We start from the raw sequence: 24748 nt of genomic DNA, 5'->3' as shown, positions 1-24748 counted from the left end.
GAAAAGCCGGTGTTCGAGGGGGATTGAGGATGATGCATTCCGTGGAGATGTTGGCAGGACAGAGGGGGGCGCCGTAGAGCGCAACGCCTCAATTGCGGAGGCACCCATGCCTGACCGCTCCTTCCTCAACTGGCCCTTCTTCGAAGACAGCCATCGCGAGTGGGCCGAGCGCCTCGACGCATGGTGCTCAAAAAACCTGCCGGTCGATCACCATGATGTCGATGCCGCTTGCCGCGAACTGGTGGCGCAGTTGGGCCGGGACGGCTGGCTGAAGCCGACGGCGATCGACCCCGACAATCCTGGCCCCCTCGACGTCCGCACCCTGTGCATCACGCGCGAGACGCTGGCGCGCCATGACGGGTTGGCCGATTTCGCCTTCGCCATGCAGGGGCTTGGCACCGGCGCGCTCAGCCTGTTCGGCACGCCGGAGCAGCAGCAATGGCTTGCGAAGACACGTGCCGGAAAGGCGATATCCGCCTTCGCCCTGTCGGAACCGCGCTCGGGATCGGATGTCGCCAACACGGAAATGACGGCGACCCGCGACGGCGACAATTACGTTCTGTCGGGTGAAAAGACCTGGATCTCCAATGGCGGCATCGCCGACCTCTATGTCGTCTTTGCCCGCACCGGCGAGGCGCCGGGCGCCAAGGGGCTTTCCGCCTTTCTTGTGCCTGGCGACGCCAGGGGCCTTGGCATCGCCGAACGGCTGGAAGTGATCGCGCCGCATCCGCTGGCGCGCCTGTCTTTCGATCAGGTCCGCCTGCCCGTCGCCGCGCGGATCGGCAAGCCCGGCGACGGCTTCCGTATCGCCATGTCGGTGCTCGACGTGTTCCGCTCGACCGTTGGTGCGGCGGCACTTGGCTTTGCTCGCCGCGCACTGGATGAAAGCATCAAACGGGTGTCCGAACGCAAACTGTTCGGCGCGCCAATGGCCGAACTGCAGATGGTGCAGGGTCATATCGCCGATATGGCGCTCGACGTCGATGCGGCGGCCCTGCTGGTCTACCGCGCCGCGTGGACCAAGGACATGGGTGCCGCGCGGGTTACCCGCGAGGCGGCGATGGCCAAGCTGTTTGCCACCGACAAGGCGCAAGAGGTGATCGACAAGGCTGTGCAGCTGCATGGCGGCGACGGCGTCCGCAAAGGCCATATCGTCGAAAGCCTGTACCGCGAGATCCGCGCGCTGCGCATCTATGAAGGTGCCTCCGACGTGCAGAAAGTGGTGATCGCGAGGCAAGTGATGGGCGCGGCCTGACGGCAGAGATTTTGACGAGCGTTCGATTTTGAAAATTGGGTTTTGGAATACCGGGAGGTTTTGAATGCACAGGATTCTGCAGCCGGAAGGCTGGGCGAAACCTGTCGGCTACGCCAATGGCGTCGCGGCACGCGGGCAGCTCGTCTTCGTCGGCGGACAGGTCGGCTGGAACGGGCAATGCCAGTTCGAGACCGACGATTTTGTCGGCCAGGTGCGGCAAACGCTTCAGAACATCGTCGCGGTGCTGGCGGAAGCCGGTGCCGGGCCGCAGCACATCACCTCGATGACCTGGTATTTCACCGACAAGGCCGAGTATTTGGCCAACCTCAGGGGCATCGGCGAGGCCTATCGCGAGGTCATCGGCCGGCATTTTCCGGCGATGGCCGCTATGCAGGTGGTGGCGCTGGTCGAAAACCGGGCCAAGGTGGAGATCCAGGCGACTGCGGTCATCCCGGAGTAACCTCGGGTTATCACCGGAATAAACGTCCATCGCTTCGTCATCCTGGGGCGAAGCAAGGAGCGCAGCGACGCGGCGCAGACCCCAGGATCCATGCCGCGACTTCGGAGCGCCGCTACGGTGCGGAATTCAGCACCGCTGCATTCCTCAACAAAGGTCGCGGCATGGATCCTCGGGTCTCCGCGACGTCGCTTCGCTCCTGCTCCGCCCGTGGATGACGAAGTTGGGAAGGCTTAGGTCAATCACCACTACTCCCGCAGTCCCGCCTGTCTCAAAATCGGCAGCACGTGATCGCAGAAATAGGGCAACTCCCTGGTGTAGTTGACGAAGGACAGCGCGATGCCCTGATAGCCATGCCCGGCGATGGCGGCCATGTCGGCAGCGATCGTTTCCGGCGTTCCGATCAGCGGGTAGGTGCCGGCGCCGCCGGCGAAGCGTTGCCGGTAGCGGTCATAGGCGTGCGGGTCGTGCGACTGCGAGAATTCCTTCTTGCCGGCCATGTGAGCATCGACCGCATCGTGGTCGGCCATATCGACCGCATAGCTGTTATAATAGGCCTGCGCCTCTTCCATCGTCGGGCGGCAGACGACATGCGCAACCGTGTAGACGCCTACGTCGCGGCCTGCCTTGTCGGCCCGTTCGCGGATATCGGCGACATGCTTGCCGGCATCGCCCATTTCGGAAAAGGTCGTGAACAGATAGTCGCATCGGGCGGCGGCGAAATCGCGGCCCGGCCCACCGAAGGCGGCGTTCATGGTCACCGGGCGCGGAACCTGCAGACTGGCCGGCCGGCTGACGGCTTCCTTGAGGCGGTAATAGGTGCCCTCATAGTCGAGCGGCTCGGCCGAGGCATAAAGCTTTTCCAGGATTTCGATCCATTCGGCCGCCTGATCGTAGCCCTTCTCGACCAAAGGCGTGCCAAACATGCCGAATTCCTTCGGGTTCCAGCCGCAGACGATGTTCAAGCCCGCGCGGCCCTGGCTGATATGGTCGACCGTCGCCAGCGCCTTGGCGGCATAGAGCGGATGCACCAGCGGCACATGCACGGTCATGAACAGCCCGATCTGCTCGGTGGCCATGGCAAGAGCCGCCGCCCAGGTGAAGGTCTCGAACGACCATTCCCGCACCTTGTTGCGGCCGCCAAAACCGCGCCAGCGCGCGATCGGCAGCATGAACTCCAGCCCGGCGCGGTCGGCGATCTGAGCCGCCGTCACATTATCCTGCCAGCTCGCCGTCCAGCGTTCCGGAACGTCTGTGATAGCAAGGCCGCCATCGGCATTGGTCGAAAAGACGCCAAGCTTCAGTCTGTTCGGGCCGTGCAAAGGGTGTGGTTTGTTCATGTCGCGACCTCCCGGCGAGAGAGCACACGCTAGGCCCGCGCGGAGATATTTCAAGCCTGAAATAGCTTCGGGTCGCATCGCTCGCGGGTATCGGTTCCAGCGGGCCGCATGGTGTCCGCCACGCAACCGACACCGCAGCTTTTTAAGCTTAAAACTTTCGCCTTGAAAAGCGCCGCACTTTGGATAAGCATTCCACAGTCGATGGCGATTGCCTTGCCGGACGGGCTTGCCGGCCAGTCCATCGTGCAGACCAGTCCATCGTGCCGGCCAGTCCATCGTGGGTGCTCCGGGTGGGAGTCTCAGTTCTTGTCGTTCATACTGTCCCAGTCATCATCCAATGCGCGCCATGCCTTCGATGACGTGCGCGCGCAGATCCGCGATCTGCAACAAAAAACGTCGCCAACCATGACCGCATTGGTCGCTGCCATGAATTGACGCCCTGCGGTGCGGGGCGGCAAAAAACCGTGCGGGAGCAACCCGCCCGATCAACAACAGAGGGAACACAAATGAGCTTCACACGTCGCAAATTGCTTCTTCTCGCCGCCGCCATCGGCATCGCCGCCGGCCCCGCCACCGCTTATGCCGCCGATGTGCTCAATGTCGGCGCCTACCCGACCAATCCACCCTTCGAGTACAAGAACGAGAGCGGCACTTTCGAAGGCTTTGAAGTCGACATCGTCAACGAAGCCGCCAAGCGCATCGGCATGACCACCGACATCGCCGACCTCGGCTTCCAGGCGCTGTTTGCCGCCACCACCTCGAAGCGCATCGACCTCGCCATCTCGTCGATCACCATCACGGCGGAGCGGCTGAAGTCACAGTCGTTCACGCAGCCCTATTATGATTCAGACATGGGCATCGCCACCAAGACCGACAGCGCGATCAAGGCCGAGGCCGACCTCAAGGGCAAGATCATCGGCGTGCTGTCCGGCTCGACCGGCGAGACCTGGGTCAAGGCGCATCAGGAAGCCGACGGCTTCAGCGATGTGAAGGGTTACGACACGCAGCAGAACCTGCTGCTCGACCTCAGCGCCGGCCGCGTCGATGCGGCCGTCAGCGACATTCCGGGCATGGAGTATTCCTTCACCAAGATGAAGGACCTGGTCGTCAAGGAGCGCATCAAGACCGGTGAGCAATACGGCCTGATGATGACCAAGGACCACCCGCTGCTGGGCAAGCTGAACGATGCGCTGAGCGCGATGAAGAAGGACGGCACCCTGGCCGCGATCCACAAGAAGTGGTTCGGCAGCGACGCGCCCGCCGACTCTTCGACCATGAAGGAAATGCCGCTGCCGAAGGCCTGAGCTGAAAGCTGCGCTGACATCGTGCCGGCTTTCCAGGCCGGCACGATTCATTTCACGTTTTGGCGCCGGCTTCTGCCGCAGATCACCTCGCCGTCGACGAGGCCAATTGATTTTAACGTGAGCACTCTTTGCTCTGGGGTTCGGGAACGCTCCGATGTCGCTGATCGACACCTTCTTCAACCCCGATGTCATCATATCCAGCCTGCCGGCGCTGCTGCGCGGCTTCCTGAACACGCTGCTGCTCGGCATTTTGAGCATCGGCATCGGGATCCCCATCGGCCTGGGGATCAGCCTGGTGCGGCTCTATGCGCCGAAGCCGCTGCGCTGGCTCGCGGTCGGCTACACCGACATCTTCCGCGCCCTGCCGGTGCTGGTCGTGCTGATCCTGATCTACTACGCGCTGCCCTTCCTCGGCATACGCCTGTCGTCCTGGGCCTCGGCGGTGACGGCCTTCGCCTTCATCATGTCGGCTTACTCGGCAGAAGTGTTCCGCTCCGGCATCGAAAGCATTCCGCGTGGCCAATTCGAGGCGTCGCAGGCGCTTGGCCTGCCGTTCCTCCTGACTTTGCGCAAAGTGGTGCTGCCCCAAGCGATCCGCGTCGTCATCCCGCCGATGACCAGCAACTGCGTTTCGATGTTCAAGGACACCTCGCTCGCCTCGACCGTGGCGCTGCCGGAACTCTTGAAGGAAGCGACCAACGCGCAGTCGCTTTACGCCAACCCCTCGCCGCTGATCGGCGCAGCCCTTGTCTATCTCATCTTTCTCTGGCCGATGGTCCGCCTCGTCAGCCTGCTTGAAGAGCGCTTCAAGACCGAAAAGAAGCGCTGACCTCGTCAACCGATCCCACCCCGCCCAAGTCCTCCGCAGGAGCCTACCCCGTGAACAAGCATCAAACCGACAATGCGAATGCCACCGCGTTCCCCGTCGACGCCATCCGCGCCATGTTTCCAGCCCTGCAACGGGCCGGCGACTTCATCTTTTTGGACAATGCCGCCGGCGCGCAAATTCCGCAGAGCGTGCTCGACGCGGTGACCAACCATCTGGTTTCGCACAATGTGCAGCGTGGCGGCCGCTATGGCCGCAGCGTCACGGTCGACCAGTCGGTCGCCGATGCGCGGACAAGCGTCGCGCTGCTGATCAATGCCTATGGCCCGGCGGAAATCTGCTTCGGCATGAACGCCACCTCGTTCATCCGCCTGGTCAGCCTCGGCATCGGCCAGATGCTGCAGGAGCGCGACGAGATCGTCGTCACCGACATGGACCATGACGCCAACATCGCGACCTGGCTGGCGCTGGAATCGGCCGGCGCCAAGTTCAAATGGTGGCGCATGCGCGAGGACGGCAATCTGCATGTCGACGATCTGCGCCCGCTGGTTTCCGACCGTACCCGCCTCGTCGCCTGCACGGTCACCGCGCATTCGATCGGCTCGATCGTCGATGTCGCTTCGGTGGCAGAGATCGCGCACGCGGTCGGCGCCGAAGTGTTCCTCGACTGCGTGCATTACGGACCGCATGGGCTGATCGACGTGCAGGCCTGGGATTGCGACTATCTCGTCTGCTCCGGCTACAAGAATTTCTCGCCGCATATGGGCTTCCTGTGGGGCCGCTTCGAAACGCTGAAGCGGCTGCCGACCTTCCGCGAGGATTTCATCCCCAACGAGCCGCCCTACAAGGTCGAGGCCGGCACCTTCATCTACGAGAACGTCTCCGGCATGGATGCGGCCGTGCAGTATCTGGAACTGATCGGCCGCAATCTGGCGCCGTCCAACAACCGCTCCCGGCGCGACAACATCATTGCCGGCATGGGCGCCATCCGCGACTATGAGCTGGTGCTGGCGCGTGAGATGCTGGCCGTGCTGAAAGGTTGCGGCGCGACCATCTACGGCGTTGCCGACGAGGCCCGCATCAATGAGCGTGTGCCGACCTTCTGCTTCAACATCGGCACACTGTCGCCGCAGCGGATCGTCGAGGAAATGGCCGACATGCAGATCGGCATCCGCGACGGCCACATGTACGCGCCACGGCTGATGAAGCGCCTCAACCTGTCGATGGACAGCGGCGCCATCCGCGCCTCGCTGGTCCACTACAACACGGTCGAGGAAGTCCGGCGCTTCGGCGAGGCACTGCGCGCGATTATCGCGAAGCTGTCGTGAGAGGCGGCCTCTCCAGCGTCGTCATCCACGGGCGGAACAAGGAGCGTAGCGACGCAGTGCAGACCCGAGGATCCATGCCGTGATGTTCGAGTGTTGCCACGGTGCAGAATTCTGCTCCGCTGCACCCTTCGGCTGAGGTAACGGCATGGATCCTAGGGTCTGCGCGACGCTTCGCGCCGCTCTGCCCTAGGATGACGAAGAGACGTTAAGCCGCCTTCTTCTTCGCCAGCCTCGCCTTGATCGAGGCGACGTCGGCGCGCGGGGTCGCGGCGAACAGCGTCCTGGTGTAGCTGTGCTTGGGGTCGGCGAAGCCCTCGTCGCGCGAGCCGTATTCGACCGCCTCGCCGAAATACATCACCATCACATCGTCGGCGATGTAGCGCACCACGGACAGATCGTGGCTGATGAAGACATAGGTCAGTTGGAACTCGTCCTGCAGGTCGGCGAGCAGGTTGAGCACCTGTGCCTGCACGGAAAGATCGAGCGCCGAGACCGGCTCGTCCAGCACCAGCAGGCTTGGGTTGAGCATCAGCGCGCGGGCAATGGCAATGCGCTGGCGCTGGCCGCCCGAGAACATGTGCGGGTAGCGGTTGTAGTGCTCGTGACCGAGGCCGACCTTCTTCAGCATCTTCATCGCAAGGTCGCGCCGCTCGGCCGCCGGCTTGTCGGTGTTGATCAGCAGAGGCTCGCCCAGCACGTCGCCGATCTTCTGGCGCGGATTGAGCGATCCATAGGGGTTCTGGAAGACGATCTGGACCTTGCGGCGCATCTCTTTGGTCAATCCGCCCTTGGCGATGTCGACCTTGTTGCCGTCGATGAACAGGTCGCCTGACGTCGCCGGATCGATCAGCGTGATGATGCGGGCGAGCGTCGACTTGCCGCAGCCGCTTTCGCCGACGATGGCCAGCGTCTTGCCCTTGTCTACCTTGAAGGACACGCCCTTGACCGCGTGCACGGTGCGCGGCCCGGTGAACAGGCCACCACCGATATGGTAGTCGCGGACGATGTTCTTGCCTTCGAGGACCGTGGTGCTCATGAGGCGGCTCCCGCGGCAGAGGGGGCCGGCTCGAACAGCATGTCGGAAACGGTCGGCAGCCGGTCGCCGACGGCGTTCTCCGGCAAAGCCGACAACAGCGCCCGCGTGTAATTGCTTTTCGGCGATTCGAACAACGACAGCACGTCGGCCTCTTCCATCTTGCGGCCCTTGTACTGGACGATGACGCGATCGGCGGTCTCGGCCACCACGCCCATATTGTGGGTGATCATGATCAGGCCCATGCCGTATTTGGCCTGCAGCGAAACCAGCAGATCGAGGATCTGCTTCTGGATGGTGACGTCGAGCGCCGTCGTCGGCTCGTCGGCGATCAGCAGCTTCGGATTGCAGGCGATGGCTATGGCGATCATGACGCGCTGGCATTGGCCGCCCGACATCTGGTGCGGAAACGAGCTCAGCCGCTCTTCCGGATCGGCGATGCCGACCAGCTTCATCAATTCGATGGCGCGGGCCCGCCGCTGAGCGCGATCCATACCCATATGGAAACGCAGCACCTCCTCGATCTGGAAGCCGACGGTGAAGCACGGATTGAGGCTGGCGATCGGCTCCTGGAAGATCATCGAGATGTCCTTGCCGACGATCTTGCGGCGTTCGGACGGACTGAGCTTCAGGAGATCGACGCCGTCGAAGGCCATGCGGTCTGCCTTGACGGTTGCCGTGTTGGGCAACAGGCCCATCACCGCGAGCATCGCCACGGACTTGCCGGAACCGGACTCGCCTACAATCGCCAGCACTTCGCGCGGCTCGATCGAGAGGTCGATGCCTTGCACGGCCATGAACGGTCCGGCCGCGGTGTCGAAGGAAACGGTGAGGTTCTTGATCTCGAGCAGAGGCATGCTCACGACCTCTTCAGCTTGGGGTCGAGCGCGTCGCGCAGGCCGTCGCCGATCAGGTTGATGGCGAAGACGGTGATCAGGATGGCGAGACCCGGGAAGGTCACCACCCACCAGGCGCGCAGGATGAACTCGCGCGCTTCGGCCAGCATGGTTCCCCATTCCGGCGTCGGCGGCTGCGCGCCCATGCCGAGGAAGCCAAGGGCCGCCGCCTCGAGGATGGCGTTGGAGAAGGACAGCGTCGCCTGCACGATCAGCGGCGCGATGCAGTTGGGCAGGATGGTGACCAGCATCAGCCTGAGATGGCTGGCCCCGGCGACCTTGGCCGAGACGACATATTCGCGGGTCTTCTCGGCCATCACGGCGGCGCGGGTGAGCCGGGCGAAATGCGGCTGCAGCACGAAGGCGATGGCGATCATGGCGTTGACGAGGCCAGGGCCGAGAACCGCGACAAGCACCAGGGCCAGCAGCAGCGACGGGAAGGCCAGGATGATGTCCATGATGCGCATGATCAGCGTGTCGACCCAGCCGCGGCAGTAGCCGGCGAGCAGGCCGAGAATGACGCCTGAGATCAGCGCTGACGTGACGACGACGAAGCCGATGGCGAGCGAGAACCGCGAGCCGTAGATCAGCCGCGACAGCATATCGCGGCCGACAGCGTCGGTGCCGAGCAGGAACTGCGCGTTGCCGCCTTCCTGCCAGGCCGGCGGCGTCAGGAAGAAGTCGCGGAACTGATCGTCCGGCGAATGGGGCGCCAGCAGCGGCGCGAAGATGGCGATCAGGATCAGCAGCGCAAAGACGAAGAGCCCGATCACCGCGCCCTTGTTGACGGAGAAGTAGTGCCAGAACTCGCCGAACATCTGCAGCCTCGCGTCCTGCGGCTTGACGACGGTCGCGGCTTCGATGGTGGCTGGGCCTTCGTTGCTCATGTCAGTTGGCCCGGATGCGTGGGTTGATGACGGCGTAGAGCACGTCGACGATGAGGTTGACCGACATGACGATCAGCGCGATCAAAAGCAACCCGCCCTGCACGGTGAAATAGTCGCGCTTGGAAATGGCGTCGATCATCCATTTGCCGATGCCGGGCCAGGAGAAGATGCTCTCGGTCAGGATGGCGCCGGTCAAAAGCGTGCCGACCTGCAGGCCGATGGTGGTGACGACCGGGATCAGCGCGTTGCGGAAGGCGTGCAGGCCGATGACGCGGCGCGGCGCCAGGCCCTTTGCGCGCGCGGTGCGAACATAGTCCTCACCCAGCACTTCGAGCATCGCCGAGCGGGTCTGCCTGGCGATGACTGCGAGCGGGATAGTGCCGAGAACGATCGTGGGCAGGACGAGGTGCGACAGTGCCGAGCGGAATGCGCCCTTCTGGCCCGAGATCAGCGAATCGATGGTCATGAAGCCGGTCACCGGCTTGAAGAAATAGAGAAGGTCGATGCGGCCGGAAACCGGCGTCCAGTGCAGCGTGCCAGAGAACACGATGATCAGCAGCAGGCCCCACCAGAAGATCGGCATGGAATAGCCCGCCAGCGCCGTGCCCATCGTCAGCTGATCGAACCAGGAACCGCGACGGATCGCGGCGAAGATGCCGGCGGCGACACCCAGGATGACGGCAAAGATCATGGCGAAGATGGCGAGCTCGACCGTTGCCGGGAAGCGAACCAGGAAATCCTTGAGCACCGGGGTCTTGGTTGAAAACGAGGTACCGAAATCACCGCTCAGCACATTCATCAGATAAGTCAGATATTGTTGCCAGATCGGCAGATCGAAACCGAACTGGTGCATCAGCGCCGAGTGACGTTCGGGCGACAGGCCGCGTTCGCCCGCAAGCACCAGCACCGGATCACCGGGCAGGATGCGCACGAAGCCAAAGGCGAGGATGGTTATCCCGATGAAGGTCGGGATGATGAGGGCGAGCTTGCCGAGGATATAACGCAGCATGGCGGGCGAGTGGGGGCGTCACCACATGGGCGGCGCCCCCGTTTCGCAACCTTATTCGGCGATATCGACGCCGTCGAAGCGATGGATACCGAGCGGATCCATCGCAAAGCCGGTGACGGTCTTCTGCATCGGCATGAACACCTTGGAGTGAGCGAGCGTCGCCCAGGGTGCCTGTTCCTTGAAGATGACCTGTGCCTGTTCATAGAGCTTGGTGCGCTCGGCCTGGTCCGAAACGGTCTTGGCCTTGTTGATGAGCGCATCGAAGTCCTTGTTGCACCATTCCGCGCGGTTGTTCGAACCGACGGAAGCGCAGCTCAGGAGCACGCCGAGGAAGTTGTCCGGATCGCCATTGTCGCCGGTCCAGCCGACGATGACGGCGCCGTCGTGATCGACCGCGGAAGCGCGCTTGAGGTATTCACCCCAATCGTAGCTGACGATCTCGACGGTGACGCCGACCTTGGCGAAGTCCGCCTGGATCAGCTCGGCGGTGCGGCGCGCATTCGGCATGTACGGGCGCGACACCGGCATGGCCCAGACGTTCATCTTGAGGTCCTTGACGCCGGCCTCTTCAAGCAGCTTCTTGGCTGCATCCGGATCGTAAGGATCGTCCTTCACTTCCTTGTTGTAAGACCACATGGTCGGCGGGATCGGATTGATCGCCACCTGGCCGGCGCCCTGGAAGACGGCGTCGATGATGGCCTTCTTGTTGATGGCCATGTTGAGCGCCTTGCGGACGCGCACGTCGTCGAACGGCTTCTGCTGGGTGTTGTACATCAGCGCGCCGACATTGAGGCCTTCCTGCTCCTCGACCTTCAGGTTCGGATCGGCCTGCAGGCCGGCGATGTCGGCCGGTGCCGGGTACGACATGATGTTGCATTCGCCGGCCTTGAGCTTCTGCGCGCGCACCGCCGGATCGGTGGTGATGGCGAAGACCAGATCGTCGATCTTCTGCTTGCCGCCCCAATAGTCCGGGTTGGCCTTGTAACGGATGGCGGCGTCGGTCTGGTAGTCGACGAAGATGAACGGACCGGTGCCGATCGGCTTCTGGTTGAACAGCTCAGGCGTCTTGTCGGCCTGCAGCTTGTCGGCATATTCCTTGGAGACGACCGAAGCGAAATCCATGCCCAGCGTTGGAATGAAAGTGATCGCCGGCTCCTTGAGGGTGAACTTCACCGTCAGGTCGTCGACCTTCTCGACCTTGGCGATGTTTTCGCCGAACTGGTCATTGTAATACTGGTATGCAATGCCCGGAATGTACTGAAACCAAGGGCCGTTCTTGTCGACCTGGCGTTCGAACGAGAACACCACGTCGTCAGCGTTGAAGTCGCGCGTCGGGGTGAAATAGTCGGTCGCGGCGAACTTGACGCCCTTGCGCAGCTTGAAGACATATTCCTTGCCATCGTCGGAGATCGTCCAGCTCTCGGCCAGGCCCGGCGAGGTCGTCGTCTTGCCGTGATCGAATTCGACAAGGCGGTTGAAGACGGTGCGCGATGACGCGTCGAACGTCTGGCCTGCGGTATACGGCGCCGGATCGAAACCTTCCGGCGAAGCTTCCGCGCAGTAGACCAGAGTTTTCGCATTGGCCACGCCGCCCAGGACGCTTGCAGCCAGCAACGCGGCTGCAAAAGTCAGCTTCTTATTCATTGAGCACTCCCTGATGTTCTTCCAAGCCCCTCTATCAGGCTCGCGAAGCGCGCATATAAGCACCGTTTTTCCGGCTTTGGAACACCCCGTTTGCTTACCCCGCGGGAAGCAGGAAAAAAATCCGCTATTTTGCCAGATTGCAGAAAAAATTAGCAGTTTCTTCCATTCACGAGATTATTAACAACCGAATTTTTTTATTGATCGCCAAGCTGACGATATAAATGTTCCCCGCGCTTCCGAGCGGCCGAGGGATGCGCCAGGACACCATTTGGCAGCGCCGGGAGCGGCAAGGACTTTCGACGGCAAATCTTTCGCCGTGTTGCCGCAAGGGCAAGACTTGCACGGTCACCAAGGGAGGCAATACATAGGGTATAACGGCCGCAGCGGAGGGCGCCCTTGTCAATTCAGAGGCGAGGTCAATTCAGGGGCGAGCGCGGCGCGAATGAACAAACTTGTCCAGGGAGGAACGGGTGGCAAAAGCATCAAGGACGACGACGGTGAAAGCGGGAGCCAAGGCGCCGTCGAAAGCAGCCGGTACTGCCAAGCCGAAAGCACCCGTTGCCAAAGCCGCCACGCCGAAGGCGGCCGCGGCGCCCGTAAGGGCAAGCACAAAGCCGGCGGTGAAAGCCCCGGCCAAGGCCGCAGCCGGAAAGACGGCGCCGGGGAGTAAAGCGGGTGCGGCAAAGCCCGCTGTCAGGCCGGCGTCGAAGGCTGCGGCGGCGGTGAAGGCCCCACCGGCGGCAAGGCCGGCCGACGCCACCGCCAACCGATTGCCGAAAGCATTGACGGCGCTGGCCGCCGGCTTGCCGGAAAAGCCGTGGCTCAAGAGCTATCCGAAAAACGTGCAGGCGGAGATCGGCGCCCTGCCCTACAGCTCGATCGGCGATTTCCTCGTCGGCGCCTGCAAGCAGTTTTCCGCGCAGCCGGCCTTCACCTGCATGGACAAGTCCATCAGCTACACCGATGTCGAGCGGCTGTCGGCGGCCTTCGGCGCCTACCTGCAATCGAAAGGCCTGCAGAAAGGCGCGCGCGTCGCGCTGATGATGCCGAACGTGCTGCAATATCCGGTGGCGATGATGGCGATCTTGCGCGCCGGCTATGTCGTGGTGAACATCAATCCGCTCTACACGCCGCGCGAGCTCGAACACCAGTTGAAGGATTCCGGTGCGCAAGCCATCGTCATCCTGGAAAACTTCGCCAACACCTTGCAGGCGGTGATCGCGAGGACGGCGGTCAAGCATGTGGTGGTCGCCGCGATGGGCGACATGCTCGGCGGCCTGAAGGGCACCATCGTCAATTTCGTCGTGCGCCGCGTGAAGAAGATGGTGCCGGCATGGTCCTTGCCCGGCCATGTCAAGTTCAATGCCGCCATGAAGGCCGGCGCCGGCATGGGCTTCAAGCCAGCCAAGGTGGAAGCCGACGATGTCGCCTTCCTGCAATACACGGGCGGCACCACGGGCGTGTCGAAGGGCGCCACACTGCTGCACAGAAACGTGCTCGCCAACGTCGCGCAGAACGCGCAGTGGATGGAGGACGCCTACACGATCAAGCCGAAACCGGCGCACCCCAACTTCATCTGCGCGCTGCCGCTCTATCATATCTTCGCGCTGACGGTGAACGCGCTGATGGGCATGCAGCAGGGCGCCCGCAATGTGCTCATTCCCAATCCGCGCGACATTCCCGGCTTCGTCAAGGAATTGCAGAAATATCCGGTGCACATCTTTCCCGGCCTCAACACGCTGTTCAACGCGCTGCTCAACAATGAGAATTTCCGCAAGCTCGACTTCAAGCCGCTGGTGCTGACGCTTGGCGGCGGCATGGCGGTGCAGAAGGGCGTCGCCGAACGCTGGAAGACGCTGACCGGTTGTTCGGTCACCGAAGGCTACGGCCTCTCGGAAACCTCGCCGGTGGCCACCGCCAACAAGTTCACCGCCGGCGACTTCACCGGCACCATCGGCTTGCCGCTGCCCTCGACCGAGATCGCCATCCGCGACGACGACGGCAACAATTTGCCGCTCGGCGAGGTCGGCGAGGTCTGCATCCGAGGACCGCAAGTGATGGCGGGCTACTGGAACCGGCCCGATGAGACCGCCAAGGTGATGACCAAGGACGGCTACTTCAAATCCGGCGACATGGGCTTCATGGACGAGCGCGGCTACACCAAGATCGTCGACCGCAAGAAGGACATGATCCTGGTTTCGGGCTTCAACGTCTATCCGAACGAACTTGAGGAAGTCGTGGCCATGCATCCGGGCGTGCTCGAAGTGGCGGCGGTCGGCGTGCCGGACGAGCATTCGGGCGAGGTGCCGAAACTGTTCGTGGTCAAGAAGGATCCGGCGCTGACCGCAGAGACGCTCACCGCCTTCTGCCGCGAGAACCTGACCGGCTACAAGCGGCCCAAATACATAGAATTCAGGACCGAGCTGCCGAAGACGCCGGTCGGCAAGATCCTGCGGCGAGCTTTGCGCGAATAGTGGACGGCGATCTTGCCGACAACGATGCTCTGGATCGATGCTCACGCCTCGACCCGGCAACCTTCATCAAGGCGAACATGCGCCTTGTCCCCGTGCCTGCGCTTCCAGAAATCCAGTTTTATACAGCTCACCCCGGCAGCGGATTGAGGCGGCTCGTCGAGCCCGAAGACGATGCGGAAGACGCGCCGGAGCCACAACCGCCCTACTGGGCCTATGCATGGGCCGGCGGCACCGTGCTCGCACGCTATGTCCTTGACCATCCAACAACCGTGACGGGACGCCGCGTGCTCGACCTTGGTGCCGGCTCCGGCCTTGTCGGCATCGCTGCCGCCAAGGCTGGGGCACGCGAAGTGATCGCCGCCGAGATCGACCGCAACGGCGTTGCAGCGATCGGCCTCAACGCGGTCGCCAACGGCGTTGCCATCACGATAATAGGCGAAGACATCACCGCCGGCCCGCCGCCGGCAGTTGACCTCGTGCTCGCAGGCGATGTTTTCTACGGGTGCGACGTTGCTTTACGGATCACCCCGTTCCTCGATCGCTGCCTGGCAGCCGGCATCGACGTGCTGGTCGGCGATCCCCGTCGCAACGATCTGCCGCTGTCCCGACTGCGGTTGCTCGCCGAATACCAGGTGCCGGATTTCGGCGACGCGAAGGGTGCTGCGACCAAGCCGAGCGGTGTCTTTTCGTTTGAGGCGGAAGAGCGCTGACGCTGAGATCAATCCCAGTCACTCGGAATGGCCGGGTTCGACCTCGTCCCGGACCTTTGTCAGGTGAGTACGACTGCCAGAAGGCTGCCATACAGAGCTGACGTTCGGCGGCGCAAAATTGGGGTATGATCCAAGGCGCGCCATTCGGGCGTCGTAGGGTGGCTCGGCGAGTCGCAAAACGGCGGGATGGCGCGTTGCTGCCATCACCCCGGCAATGTCGATGTTGCGTTATCTAACGCCCAGTTCTTCAGGTCACCGTCTCAAGCTTGGAGTGCCGCATGGTTGGCCCGCAAGAACTCGGCCGCTGTCATCGGCTTGCGGCCCAAGAGTTTCTCGAGATCCCCCGCCGTGCCGCCCCATTCTCCGGCGTTGATGCCTTGCACCTACACAAGCGCGAAGCGGGCGGCCTGCTCGGGCAGACCCGCCGCCACTAAGTGGGCGATGTAATCCTGATCCGAGCCGGAAACAAACGGCACTCGCTTGCCGCTGACATCCGACAGGATCTGTGCGACATCCGCGAAGGACACGGCAGGATCGCCATACAGCGAGTATGTCTTGTATTCATGGCCGTCTTGGCTCATCACAATGGCATGCGCCTCTGCCAGGTTGTCACGGCTGGCATAGCCCGCCTTGCCCGCACCAGCCGGCACGTGAACCCCGGTCTCCATGGCGTTTCCGCCGATGTAGAATGGGATGCTCTCGATAAAGGGCGGATGACGGACGAGCGTGTAGGCTAGGCCGGATGCCTTCAGTTTTTCCTCGACGAACAAATCCTGCTCGGTGATATCCGGCAAGGTGAAGGCGGATCCTGCTTCGTGGATGATCGGCATATAGACGATGTGCTTAACGCCCGCTTGCCGAGCTGCGCTAATGGCATTTTGGTGCTGGGTATTGCGATCGGTAAAGGCGGTGGCGGATACGAGCATTAGCTTATCAATGCCCTCGAACGCGCGCACCAGTCCGTCATATTCGAGATAGTCGCCCTGGCGGATCTCAATCCTATCGGCCGCCAGATCGGCCGCCTTGGCGGGATCGCGGGCCAGGCCGACGAGCTCGCTGGCGGGCAACCGCTTCAGGAGATGTTGGAGAGTTTTTCGGCCGATATTGCCGGTTGCGCCGGTTACGAGGATCTTGGCCATGGTGATTTCCTTTGGGCTTTTGCACATCGACACCGTCGTCCGATCCAGGTAAGTCAGAACAGACCTGCAAACCAGTACCGACTATTTGGTAAGTGCCAAAATTCGGAGATCGACGTGACCGAGACAAATTTCCAATGCGGCCTGGAAGCGGTTCTTGCCATCCTTGGAGGCAAGTGGAAGCCGCTTGTCGTCTATCATCTGGCCAGCGGGCCCAAACGCACCGGTCAACTCCGCAGGCTCGTTACCAACGTGAGCGAGAAAATGCTGATCCAGCACCTGAAAGAACTGACGGATGATGGCGTTATTCGTCGCATTGACTTTCAGACGGTGCCGCCGCACGTCGAGTATGAACTAACCGACTTTGGTCAAAGCCTGGCCGGAGTACTCGCGCCCTTGTGCGAATGGGGAACTCATCATACGTCCGAGGTAGCCCTGATCGTGCAAAATCGATCGCGCCGTTCTGCAGGTGCGTAGCGGTCCCAAATCTGGCGGTGGACCAAGTCCGCCTTTGAAGGAACAGCCCGTCTCCGTTCCACCAATCTCAGCCGCCGGCGGGAAAAGCCCAAGTTGATTTTGCCCCGCCTTCCCCGTCAGATCGTCTCCTTGACCCGCGCCGACAAAAAATCGGGCAGATCGGCAACCGAATCAAGAACAATGTCGGCAATGCCGGCCAGCGATTCGCGGGTGCCGGTGCCGGAGAGCACGCCGACCGCCAGCCCGCAGCCACCGGCACGCGCCATTTCGAGATCGTGCCTGTTGTCGCCGACCATGGCGATCTCCGCCGGCCTGAGGCCGGTGAGGTCGCTGAAAGCCAGGATGGTGTCGGGCGCCGGCTTCGGATTGGCCACCGCGTCGTAGCCATAGGCCGCGTCGAACAGTTGGGCGACGCCGAGCGTCACCAGCGTCTTTTCCGCGCCGCTGGTCGAATCGTTGGTGGCGACGCCAAGCCGGTAGGATTTCCTGTGCAGTGCCGTCAGCGTGTCGACGATGCCCGGCAGCGCCACGGCCATTGCCGAGCCCTGCACCGAGGTGATTTCGTTGAAGCGGGCAACCGCAAGCATCTGGTCCTCGTTGGACAGGCGCGGAAACCACAATTCGACGACGTCGAGATTGGTGCCGGAGGCAAATATCGAGTCCGGTTTGAAACGCTTGTTGGCGAAATCGAAGCCGGCGGCGGCCAGCAGCCTGTCGGCTTTCCAGCGATCGCCCTCGGACGCATCCATGGCCATGAAGTCGGCCACGCCGAGCCAGGTGGCGTTGAAGTCGACAAGCGTTCCGTCCTTGTCGAACAATATTCCCTTGATGTCTGCCAAACTTTTCACTCCGCGCCACGCAAATGGTGGATGAATCCCACAAGGCCAGCGGTCGATGCGTCCCGCTTCGCGGCACTTTCCTTGCCCTCCACGACAGGCAAAAGGCCGGTGGCCAGTTCCTTGCCGAGCTCGACACCCCACTGGTCGAAGGAGTTGATGTTGAACAGCGTGCCCTCGACAAAGACGCGGTGCTCGTAGAGCGCGATCAGCCGGCCGAAGGTGCGCGGGTCGAGTTTGCGGTAGAGGATGGTCAGCGAGGGCCGGTTGCCCGAGAAGACGCGGTGCGGGGCTATCTTGTCGACCTCGGCCGGCTTCATGCCCTTGGCCAGCATCTGGGCGCGGGCTTCGTCCAGCGTGCGGCCCTTCATCAGCGCTTCCGACTGCGCCAGGCAGTTGGCGAGCAGCAGATCGTGCTGGTGTTTGAGTTCCGGCTCGTGGCCGACCGCCGCGGCGAGGAACTCGACCGGGATGAAATCGGTGCCCTGGTGCAGCAGCTGGAAGAAGGCATGCTGGCCGTTGGTGCCGGGCTCGCCCCAGACCAGCGGTCCGGTCGGCGTCGTCACCTCTGTGCCTTCGAGGGTGACGCTCTTGCCGTTCGATTCCATGTCGAGCTGCTGCAGATAGGCCGGCAGCCTGGACAGGCGCTGGTCATACGGGATGACGGCGCGCGCCGGGTAGCCGCAGATGACGCGATGCCACCAGCCGACCAGTCCAAGCAGCGCCGGCAGGTTCTCCTGCACCGGCGCGGTGCGGAAATGCTCGTCCATCTCGTGCGCGCCATCGAGGAAGGCGCGAAAATTCCGCGGGCCGACAGCGATCATCACCGGCAGGCCGATGGCGCCCCAGAGCGAATAGCGGCCGCCGACCCAGTCCCAGAAGCCGAAGACGCGATCCGGCTCGATGCCGAACTTGGCCACCAGGTCGAGTGCGGTGGAGACGGCGGCGAAATGCTTGCCGACCGCTTCCTTACCCAGTGCTTCCTGCACCCATTTCCGAGCGGTTTCGGCGTTGGTCATCGTTTCGACGGTGGTGAAGGTCTTGGAAGCGATGATGAAAAGCGTGGTTTCGGCGGACAGGCCCTTCAGTGTGTCGTGGATATGGGCGCCGTCGATGTTGGAAACGTAATGTGCGCGCGGCCCGTCATGATAGGGCGCCAGCGCCAGCGTCGCCATGGCCGGGCCGAGATCGGAACCGCCGATGCCGATGTTGACGATGTCGGTGATCTTCTTGCCGGTGGCGCCAGCCGCCTTGCCCGAGCGCACGGCATCAGCAAAGGCGCCCATGGCGTCGAGCACGGCGATGACGTCAGCCTTGACGTCCTGGCCATCGACGGTGACGCCCTTGCCGGTCAGGTTGCGCAGCGCCGTGTGCAGCACGGCACGGTCCTCGGTGACGTTGATCTTCTTGCCGGCGAACATGGCGGCGCGGCGGCCTTCGAGATCGGCGGCCTGGGCGAGCTTTTCCAGCAGATCCATGGTGGTCGCGTCGACCGCGCATTTCGACCAGTCGAGCAGCAGATCGCCGTCGGTGGCGGAGAATTCCACGAACCGCTTGGGATCGGCGGCGAAGGCCTGGCGCATGTTGGCGGGCACCGCCGCGCGGTGGTCACGCAAGGCGGCGAGCTGTTTTTGAAAGGACGATTGATCCACTGCCAAACTCCGAGACCTCGAGCCATCATTACGGACCGGATGTTTCCGGCGCGTGTCGTCGCGACAATCTATCGGGCCGAACTCCACCCGATTCAATGCGCAGCGATGACGCACACCGTCACCCAGCGATGACGCAGACGTCACGCGGCGATGACGCAGACGTCACGTACGGTGTCATCGCCGGGATGAGGCGCCGCGTCACCCCAGGATGCCGCAACGCGGCATCAAAAGGACGTGAAGGATCACTGGCATAAATCCCAACGATCAGAAAAATTGATTGGCGCAACCCCTTGTGCCACGGTTACGTTCGGCTGGTCCAGCCAAGCGAAAAAGGCTGGCCATCGAGGAAATCTCCCATGCCACAGCGAAACGACACGGCGATATGGTCCGGCCTGTTCCGGATTTCGGCCGAATCCGGCCAAACCCTGCAGGCGCAGATCCGCCAGGCCATCGTAGCCGCCATTCTCGACCGCCAGATCGCCGCTTCGATGCCGCTTCCTTCCTGCCGGATCCTGGCCGAAAAACTTGGCGTGGCTCGCGGAACCGTGGTGCTGGCGTTCCAGCAGCTCGTCGACCAGGGTTTCCTGGTGGCGCGCGAGCGGCGTGGACATTTCGTCAATCCCGATGTGCTGGCGACACCGGCCAAGCCGCACCAGAAGGCGCCCGACCAGGCCAACGAGATCGACTGGAAGGCACGCCGCAAGATCGCCGCCAGCGACATGCCGCCGCCGGCCAAGCACGAGAACTGGATCAAGTCGTCCTATCCCTTCGTCTACGGGCAGTTCGACCCGGCGCTGTTCCCGACCGCCGAGTGGCGCGAGTGCAACCGCATGGCGCTTGCCGTGCTGGAAATCCGCAACTGGGCGTCCGACATGGTCGACCGTGACGATCCGCTGCTGATCGAGCAGATCCAGGCGCGGCTCCTGCCCCGGCGCGGCATCTTTGCCAACCCGGACGAGATCATCGTCACGCTGGGCGCCCAGAACGCGCTCTACATGCTGGCGACGCTGCTGATGTCCAAAGGCTCCAAGGTGGCGATGGAAGACCCGGGCTATCCCGATGCCCGCTCGATCTTCCGCCTTGCCGGCGCGGAGATACAGCCGGTGCCGGTCGACCAGTCCGGCATCGTAACTGCTTCTATCCCCAACGATTCCGGCTTCGTCTTCGTCACGCCCAGCCATCATTGCCCGACCATGGTGCCGCTGTCGGCGGAGCGGCGGCAGGATCTTCTGGCGCGAGCCAACCGCTACAACCAGATCATCATCGAGGACGGCTATGACAGCCAGCTTCTCGACGAGGCACCGCAGCAAGCGCTGAAGAGCCTCGATCGCTCCGGCCGCGTCGTCTATGTCGGCTCGATGTCCAAGACGCTGGCTCCGGGCCTGCGGCTCGGCTACATCGTGGCGTCCGCCGGACTGATCGCGGAGCTCAGGGCGCTGCGCCGTTTCATGCTGCGTCACCCGCCGGCCAACAATCAGCGCGCCGTAGCGCTATTCCTGTCGCTCGGCCACCACGAGGCGCTGGTGCGGCGGCTGTCTTCAGCCTTCGACGAGCGGCGCAAGCGGCTGGTCCATGCGATTTCCGCCTTCCTGCCGGAATGGCGTTCGACCGATTCGGCCGGCGGCACGTCGCTGTGGCTCGAAGGGCCCCGCGGCACCGATTCGCGCGGGCTGGCCGAGGCAGCCGCCTCGCGCAGCGTCATCATCGAGCCAGGCGACCGTTTCTTCGATCGCACTGAAAAGCCTTCGCGTTTCATGCGGCTGGGCATCTCGTCGATCGCACTGCAGCACATCGAGCCAGGCATTCGCGAACTGGCCACGGCCGCCGGACGCAGACCCGCGGCCGCCTGATCCATCGTCGATCTCTCGTGACCGGAGCCGTTCGCAGCGGCTCCGGTATTTTAGCTCTGGCACATGGAACTGGGCCAGCTGGCCCATAGGATGGGCCAGTGCCAGCGGCATAGTCGGCGTCAGGGGAAGAAGCAGGCCGATGGTGGACCAACCGCCACGAGTTCCTGCCGACGAAGGTGGAGTGCTTCCATGCCAGTGGCTGTCGAACAGCAGGACACGCCGGCGAACCGTCGTCCGCAGCGCTCCGGTCTTCGCGAAACAGGACATGCCATGCGATCATCTCCCCTGGTGGAGGATACCAGACCACAGCACAAGGCCATCGAGGGCGGCGGCTACGGGCCGCTGCGCGGGGATGACCGCGAGCGTATCCACGAGGGCGTGCTGACGCTTTTGGAGACAGTGGGTTTCGCCAACGCCATTCCTTCCTGCATAAAGGTGCTGACCAAGGTGGGGGCGGTCCACGGCGACGATGGCCGGGTCCGCTTTCCGCGCGCGCTCGTGCTCGACACCATCAAGCGGGCGGCACGACATTTCACGCTTCATGGCCAGGACCCCAGGCACGACATGGTGGTCCAGGGCAAGCGCGTGCACTACGGCACAGCAGGCATCGCCGTGCACCTGGTGGATCTGGAGAAGCGCGAGTACCGCGAGTCCAAGCTGCAGGATATTTATGATGCCGCCCGCATCGTCGACGGGCTGGACAACATCCATTTCTTCCAGCGGCCGATGGTGGCGCGCGACATCGCCGATCCGCTCGAGATGGATTTCAACACGCTTTATGCCTGTGTGATGGGAACATCGAAGCACGTCGGAACATCCTTCACCGTGCGTGAGAACGTGAAGCCTGCGCTTGAAATGCTGTACGCCATCGCCGGCGGCGAGGAGAATTTCCGTGCCCGGCCGTTCGTTTCCAACTCCAACTCATTCGTCGTGCCGCCAATGAAGTTCGCCGAGGATGCCTGCGGCGTGCTTGAGGCCTGCGTCGAAGGCGGCATCCCGATCCTGCTGCTGTCGACCGGCCAGTCCGGCACCACGGCACCCGCGGCGATGGCCGGCGCCGTCGTGCAAGCAGTGGCCGAAGTGCTGGCCGGCCTGGTCTATGTCAACGCGCTCAAGCCCGGCCATCCGGCGATCTTCGGCGCATGGCCGTTCATGTCGGACCTGCGCACCGGCGCCATGGCGGGCGGGTCGGCCGAGCAGTCGGTAGCAACGGCGGCCTGTGCCCAGATGGCGCAATTCTACGACCTGCCCGGTGGCTCCGCCGCCGGCATGACGGATTCGAAATTGCCCGATATTCAGTCCGGCTACGAAAAGGGCATCACCAATGTGATGGCCGGCCTCTCCGGCCTCAACCTCGTCTACGAGGCGGCCGGCATGCATGCCTCGCTGCTCGGCTTCTGCCTGGAGAGCCTGGTCATCGACAACGACATGCTCGGTCATTGCCTGGGCTGCGCGCGTGGCATCGACGTGACTGACGAGGCCCTGTCGATCGACAGCATCGCCGAGGTCTGCCTCAAGGGTCCGGGCCACTATCTCGACAACGAACAAACGCTCAAGCTGATGCAGACCGAGCACTTCTATCCCGCCCTCGGCGATCGTTCCTCGCCGAAGGAATGGAACGAAAAAGGCCGGCCTGATATATTGCTGCGTGCGATCACCGAGAAGAAACGCATTCTTGCCGAGCGATTTCCGCGCCACGTGCCAAAACAGGTCGACGACAGATTGCGTGCCCGCTTCGGCAACCTGATCCACCTGCCGCGCACGCAAATGGGCGCCTGACCGGAGACGAGTTCGTGCAGCCATACAGCCACCACCCGGAACCAATTCAGAACGGAAAACCGCTTCACACTTTTCCTGGAATTGCGCTCTTCGTTTGACGCAATTCCGAACAGAAAACCGCTTCACACTTTTCCTGGAATTGCTCCGGGATCAACCATCGGGCAGAACGACAAATGAGTGTGCATCCTATCCAGCAAGCACCCACCGACGGCGACGCGATCGATCGGCTGGTGGCATCTCATCGGCCAGGTCACGGCCTGGTGCGCGCCTTCTATCATGATCTGGCGATCTTCGAGCGCGACATGGAACGTGTCTTTCGCCGCCACTGGCACTGCCTGGCGCATGCCAGCGTCATCGCGAACCCGGGCGATTTCGAGCTGTTCAAGCTGGGTGACGAGGCGGTCATCCTGACGCGCGGCATGGATGGCACCGTGCATGCCATGCTCAATGTCTGCCGCCACCGTGGTGCCGAGGTCTGCACCAAGGAGAAGGGCAATGCGAAGATGTTCGTGTGCCCCTACCACGCATGGGCCTATTCCAATGACGGATCCTTGCGTGCCGCGCGCCTGATGCCGAAGGATTTCGACCGCACGGCGCACGGGCTGAAGAAGCTTCATGTCCGCGTCGCTTCCGGGCTGGTCTTCATTTCCTTCGCCGAGACGCCGCTCGATTTCGATCCGATCGAACAGTCGCTGCGCACGAGTTGCGGCCAATATGGCTGGGGCGACGCCAAGGTGGCGTATCGCCAGTCCTATGCGCTCGACGCCAACTGGAAGCTCGCCGTCGAGAACTATGTCGAATGTTACCATTGCGGGCCGGCGCATCCGGAATATTCGCAGACGCATGCGCTGGAAAAACCGGCCGAGATGATCGAGCAGCTCAATGCCGCGATGGAGCAACGCACCTGCGCGCTCGGCATCGAGATCGGCAGCGCCAACCGCTGGCAGAACTCGGCCGCCGGACAGGAGGCGATCCACACTTTCCGCTATGCGCTCTATGACGGCGTTTCCAGCGGCAGCAAGGACGGCTCGCCGGTCGCGCCGCTGATGGGCCGTTTCACCGACTATGATGGTGGCGTGACATCGATCCATCTTGGCGGTACGACCTTTCTCGTCTGTTATCCCGATCACGGCATGATCTATCGTTTCATCCCGAAAACAGCTGGTACCTGTGAGATGGAGCTGATCTGGCTGGTGCGCGGCGACGCGGTCGAGGGCCAGGACTACGATCTGGAGAAGCTGACCTGGCTGTGGAAGGTCACCACCGAAGAGGACAAGAAGATCATCGAGCACACCGCGCGCGGCGTGCGCTCGCACTATTTCGTGCCCGGACCGATCGCGCCGATGGAATACAATGAACTGCGCTACATCGGCTGGTATCTCGAGGAGATCAGCCGGGCCTGATCGGCTCGGCTGCCGCAGGGGATCAGGCAGATCTTGCCTTTCGCGTCATTCCGCGCTGAGCCCGTATCGGTCGACGACTTCAGCGTTGATGAGCTTGGCATGCAGCGTCATCAGCACGATCTGCGCGTCGAGGCTGTCGCCGGTTTCAAGCGCCGCCTCGATGCGACGCTCGGCTTCCAGCGTCCGCTCATGGCCATTGGCTTGCTCGAAGGTTTCCGGACCCGCGATGCAATAGCTGCATAATTGTGCCACCGACGCATAGGTGCCCGGCGGCGGCTCGTCGGGCCAGCGATCCTTCATCAGGTTGACGAGGGTAAGCTTCACGCCCTCCGGCACAAGGGCTGGATGCAGATCGGCGCCGCGCAAGGCATCGTCGAGCTGCCTCAAGTCGCCCGAACGGCCGAACATTCCGAGGAAGCCGAGGGAAGAGCGCCGTCCGGCCATGATGTTTC

General features: G+C 62.8%; 22 protein-coding genes. 12 read left to right on the top strand and 10 right to left on the bottom strand.

The features are described from left to right. Positions 1–106 precede the first annotated feature (106 nt). Both EOB80_RS26310 and EOB80_RS26305 read left to right on the top strand, forming a co-directional pair. Positions 107–1255, top strand: coding sequence for an acyl-CoA dehydrogenase family protein (locus tag EOB80_RS26310; protein ID WP_127330723.1), 1149 nt, complete (start codon positions 107–109; stop codon positions 1253–1255). Between the two features lie 64 nt (positions 1256–1319). Further along, positions 1320–1715: a RidA family protein gene (locus tag EOB80_RS26305; RefSeq protein WP_127330721.1), complete on the top strand. Its 396-nt coding sequence runs from the start codon at positions 1320–1322 to the stop codon at positions 1713–1715. A gap of 245 nt (positions 1716–1960) precedes the next feature. On the opposite strand, the gene EOB80_RS26300 is transcribed toward EOB80_RS26305, so the two are convergent. Beyond that, positions 1961–3052: an LLM class flavin-dependent oxidoreductase gene (locus EOB80_RS26300; protein WP_127330719.1), complete on the bottom strand. Its 1092-nt coding sequence runs from the start codon at positions 3050–3052 to the stop codon at positions 1961–1963. A 108-nt stretch (positions 3053–3160) separates the two neighbouring features. Between EOB80_RS26300 and EOB80_RS26295 the strand changes: the two genes are divergently transcribed. The 4 genes from EOB80_RS26295 to EOB80_RS26280 all read left to right on the top strand — a co-directional run bounded on the left by EOB80_RS26295 (position 3161) and on the right by EOB80_RS26280 (position 6510). Further along, entirely contained in the window at positions 3161–3487 is a 327-nt protein-coding gene (locus EOB80_RS26295) for a hypothetical protein (protein ID WP_127330717.1), read from the top strand. A gap of 71 nt (positions 3488–3558) precedes the next feature. Beyond that, positions 3559–4356 carry an ABC transporter substrate-binding protein gene (locus tag EOB80_RS26290; RefSeq protein WP_127330715.1) on the top strand — a complete coding sequence of 266 codons (798 nt, stop codon included), beginning with the start codon at positions 3559–3561 and terminating at the stop codon, positions 4354–4356. Positions 4357–4510: 154 nt separating this feature from the next. Beyond that, complete coding sequence (locus tag EOB80_RS26285; RefSeq protein WP_127330713.1) at positions 4511–5185, top strand: amino acid ABC transporter permease; 675 nt, start codon at positions 4511–4513, stop codon at positions 5183–5185. 50 nt (positions 5186–5235) lie between these two features. Beyond that, a complete protein-coding gene (locus EOB80_RS26280) occupies positions 5236–6510 on the top strand; it encodes a cysteine desulfurase-like protein (protein WP_127330711.1) in 1275 nt (424 codons plus the stop codon). Between the two features lie 205 nt (positions 6511–6715). Here the strand turns inward: EOB80_RS26280 and EOB80_RS26275 are convergent, their stop codons facing one another. The 5 genes from EOB80_RS26275 to EOB80_RS26255 form a co-directional block, all read right to left on the bottom strand. Further along, positions 6716–7546, bottom strand: a complete 831-nt coding sequence (locus EOB80_RS26275) for a dipeptide ABC transporter ATP-binding protein (protein ID WP_127330709.1) — start codon at positions 7544–7546, stop codon at positions 6716–6718. After that, positions 7543–8400, bottom strand: a complete 858-nt coding sequence (locus EOB80_RS26270) for an ABC transporter ATP-binding protein (protein ID WP_127267322.1) — start codon at positions 8398–8400, stop codon at positions 7543–7545. Before EOB80_RS26270 ends, EOB80_RS26275 begins: the two co-directional genes overlap by 4 nt. A gap of 2 nt (positions 8401–8402) precedes the next feature. Continuing rightward, the gene (locus EOB80_RS26265; protein WP_224618710.1) at positions 8403–9257 is read right to left on the bottom strand and encodes an ABC transporter permease subunit; all 855 of its coding nucleotides are present in this window, start codon (positions 9255–9257) and stop codon (positions 8403–8405) included. A 70-nt stretch (positions 9258–9327) separates the two neighbouring features. After that, the gene (locus tag EOB80_RS26260; protein WP_127330707.1) at positions 9328–10335 is read right to left on the bottom strand and encodes an ABC transporter permease subunit; all 1008 of its coding nucleotides are present in this window, start codon (positions 10333–10335) and stop codon (positions 9328–9330) included. A gap of 51 nt (positions 10336–10386) precedes the next feature. Then, on the bottom strand, positions 10387–11979 hold the full coding sequence (locus tag EOB80_RS26255; RefSeq protein WP_127330705.1) for an ABC transporter substrate-binding protein: 1593 nt from the start codon (positions 11977–11979) through the stop codon (positions 10387–10389). Between the two features lie 470 nt (positions 11980–12449). On the opposite strand from EOB80_RS26255, the gene EOB80_RS26250 reads away from it, so the two are divergent. After that, positions 12450–14453: a long-chain fatty acid--CoA ligase gene (locus EOB80_RS26250; RefSeq protein WP_127330703.1), complete on the top strand. Its 2004-nt coding sequence runs from the start codon at positions 12450–12452 to the stop codon at positions 14451–14453. Then, positions 14453–15163: a methyltransferase gene (locus tag EOB80_RS26245; protein WP_245466446.1), complete on the top strand. Its 711-nt coding sequence runs from the start codon at positions 14453–14455 to the stop codon at positions 15161–15163. The genes EOB80_RS26250 and EOB80_RS26245 overlap by 1 nt, the downstream gene beginning before the upstream one ends. Before the next feature lie 383 nt (positions 15164–15546). Here the strand turns inward: EOB80_RS26245 and EOB80_RS26240 are convergent, their stop codons facing one another. Further along, on the bottom strand, positions 15547–16302 hold the full coding sequence (locus EOB80_RS26240) for an NAD(P)H-binding protein (RefSeq protein ID WP_245466445.1): 756 nt from the start codon (positions 16300–16302) through the stop codon (positions 15547–15549). 114 nt (positions 16303–16416) lie between these two features. Here EOB80_RS26240 and EOB80_RS26235 point away from each other — a divergent pair, with 114 nt between their 5' ends. Further along, on the top strand, positions 16417–16776 hold the full coding sequence (locus tag EOB80_RS26235) for a helix-turn-helix domain-containing protein (protein WP_127330701.1): 360 nt from the start codon (positions 16417–16419) through the stop codon (positions 16774–16776). Between the two features lie 116 nt (positions 16777–16892). Here the strand turns inward: EOB80_RS26235 and EOB80_RS26230 are convergent, their stop codons facing one another. Both EOB80_RS26230 and pgi read right to left on the bottom strand, forming a co-directional pair. Continuing rightward, positions 16893–17615 carry an HAD family hydrolase gene (locus EOB80_RS26230; RefSeq protein WP_127330699.1) on the bottom strand — a complete coding sequence of 241 codons (723 nt, stop codon included), beginning with the start codon at positions 17613–17615 and terminating at the stop codon, positions 16893–16895. Positions 17616–17620: 5 nt separating this feature from the next. Further along, on the bottom strand, positions 17621–19264 hold the full coding sequence (gene pgi, locus EOB80_RS26225) for a glucose-6-phosphate isomerase (protein WP_127330697.1): 1644 nt from the start codon (positions 19262–19264) through the stop codon (positions 17621–17623). Positions 19265–19620: 356 nt separating this feature from the next. Here pgi and EOB80_RS26220 point away from each other — a divergent pair, with 356 nt between their 5' ends. The 3 genes from EOB80_RS26220 (at position 19621) to EOB80_RS26210 (ending at position 24296) form a co-directional block, all read left to right on the top strand. Next, positions 19621–21114, top strand: coding sequence for a PLP-dependent aminotransferase family protein (locus tag EOB80_RS26220; RefSeq protein ID WP_024503382.1), 1494 nt, complete (start codon positions 19621–19623; stop codon positions 21112–21114). Positions 21115–21303: 189 nt separating this feature from the next. Further along, positions 21304–22893, top strand: coding sequence for a trimethylamine methyltransferase family protein (locus EOB80_RS26215; protein ID WP_127271378.1), 1590 nt, complete (start codon positions 21304–21306; stop codon positions 22891–22893). Between the two features lie 173 nt (positions 22894–23066). Further along, on the top strand, positions 23067–24296 hold the full coding sequence (locus EOB80_RS26210; RefSeq protein WP_127330725.1) for an aromatic ring-hydroxylating dioxygenase subunit alpha: 1230 nt from the start codon (positions 23067–23069) through the stop codon (positions 24294–24296). Positions 24297–24341: 45 nt separating this feature from the next. Here the strand turns inward: EOB80_RS26210 and EOB80_RS26205 are convergent, their stop codons facing one another. After that, positions 24342–24740 carry a hypothetical protein gene (locus EOB80_RS26205; protein WP_127330695.1) on the bottom strand — a complete coding sequence of 133 codons (399 nt, stop codon included), beginning with the start codon at positions 24738–24740 and terminating at the stop codon, positions 24342–24344. Positions 24741–24748: the final 8 nt, after the last annotated feature.

This window comes from Mesorhizobium sp. M7A.F.Ca.MR.245.00.0.0, assembly GCF_003997415.1.
GTDB lineage: Bacteria > Pseudomonadota > Alphaproteobacteria > Rhizobiales > Rhizobiaceae > Mesorhizobium.
Note: the sequence above shows the minus strand (reverse complement) of the source record. Positions and strands in the feature narration are given on the sequence as shown.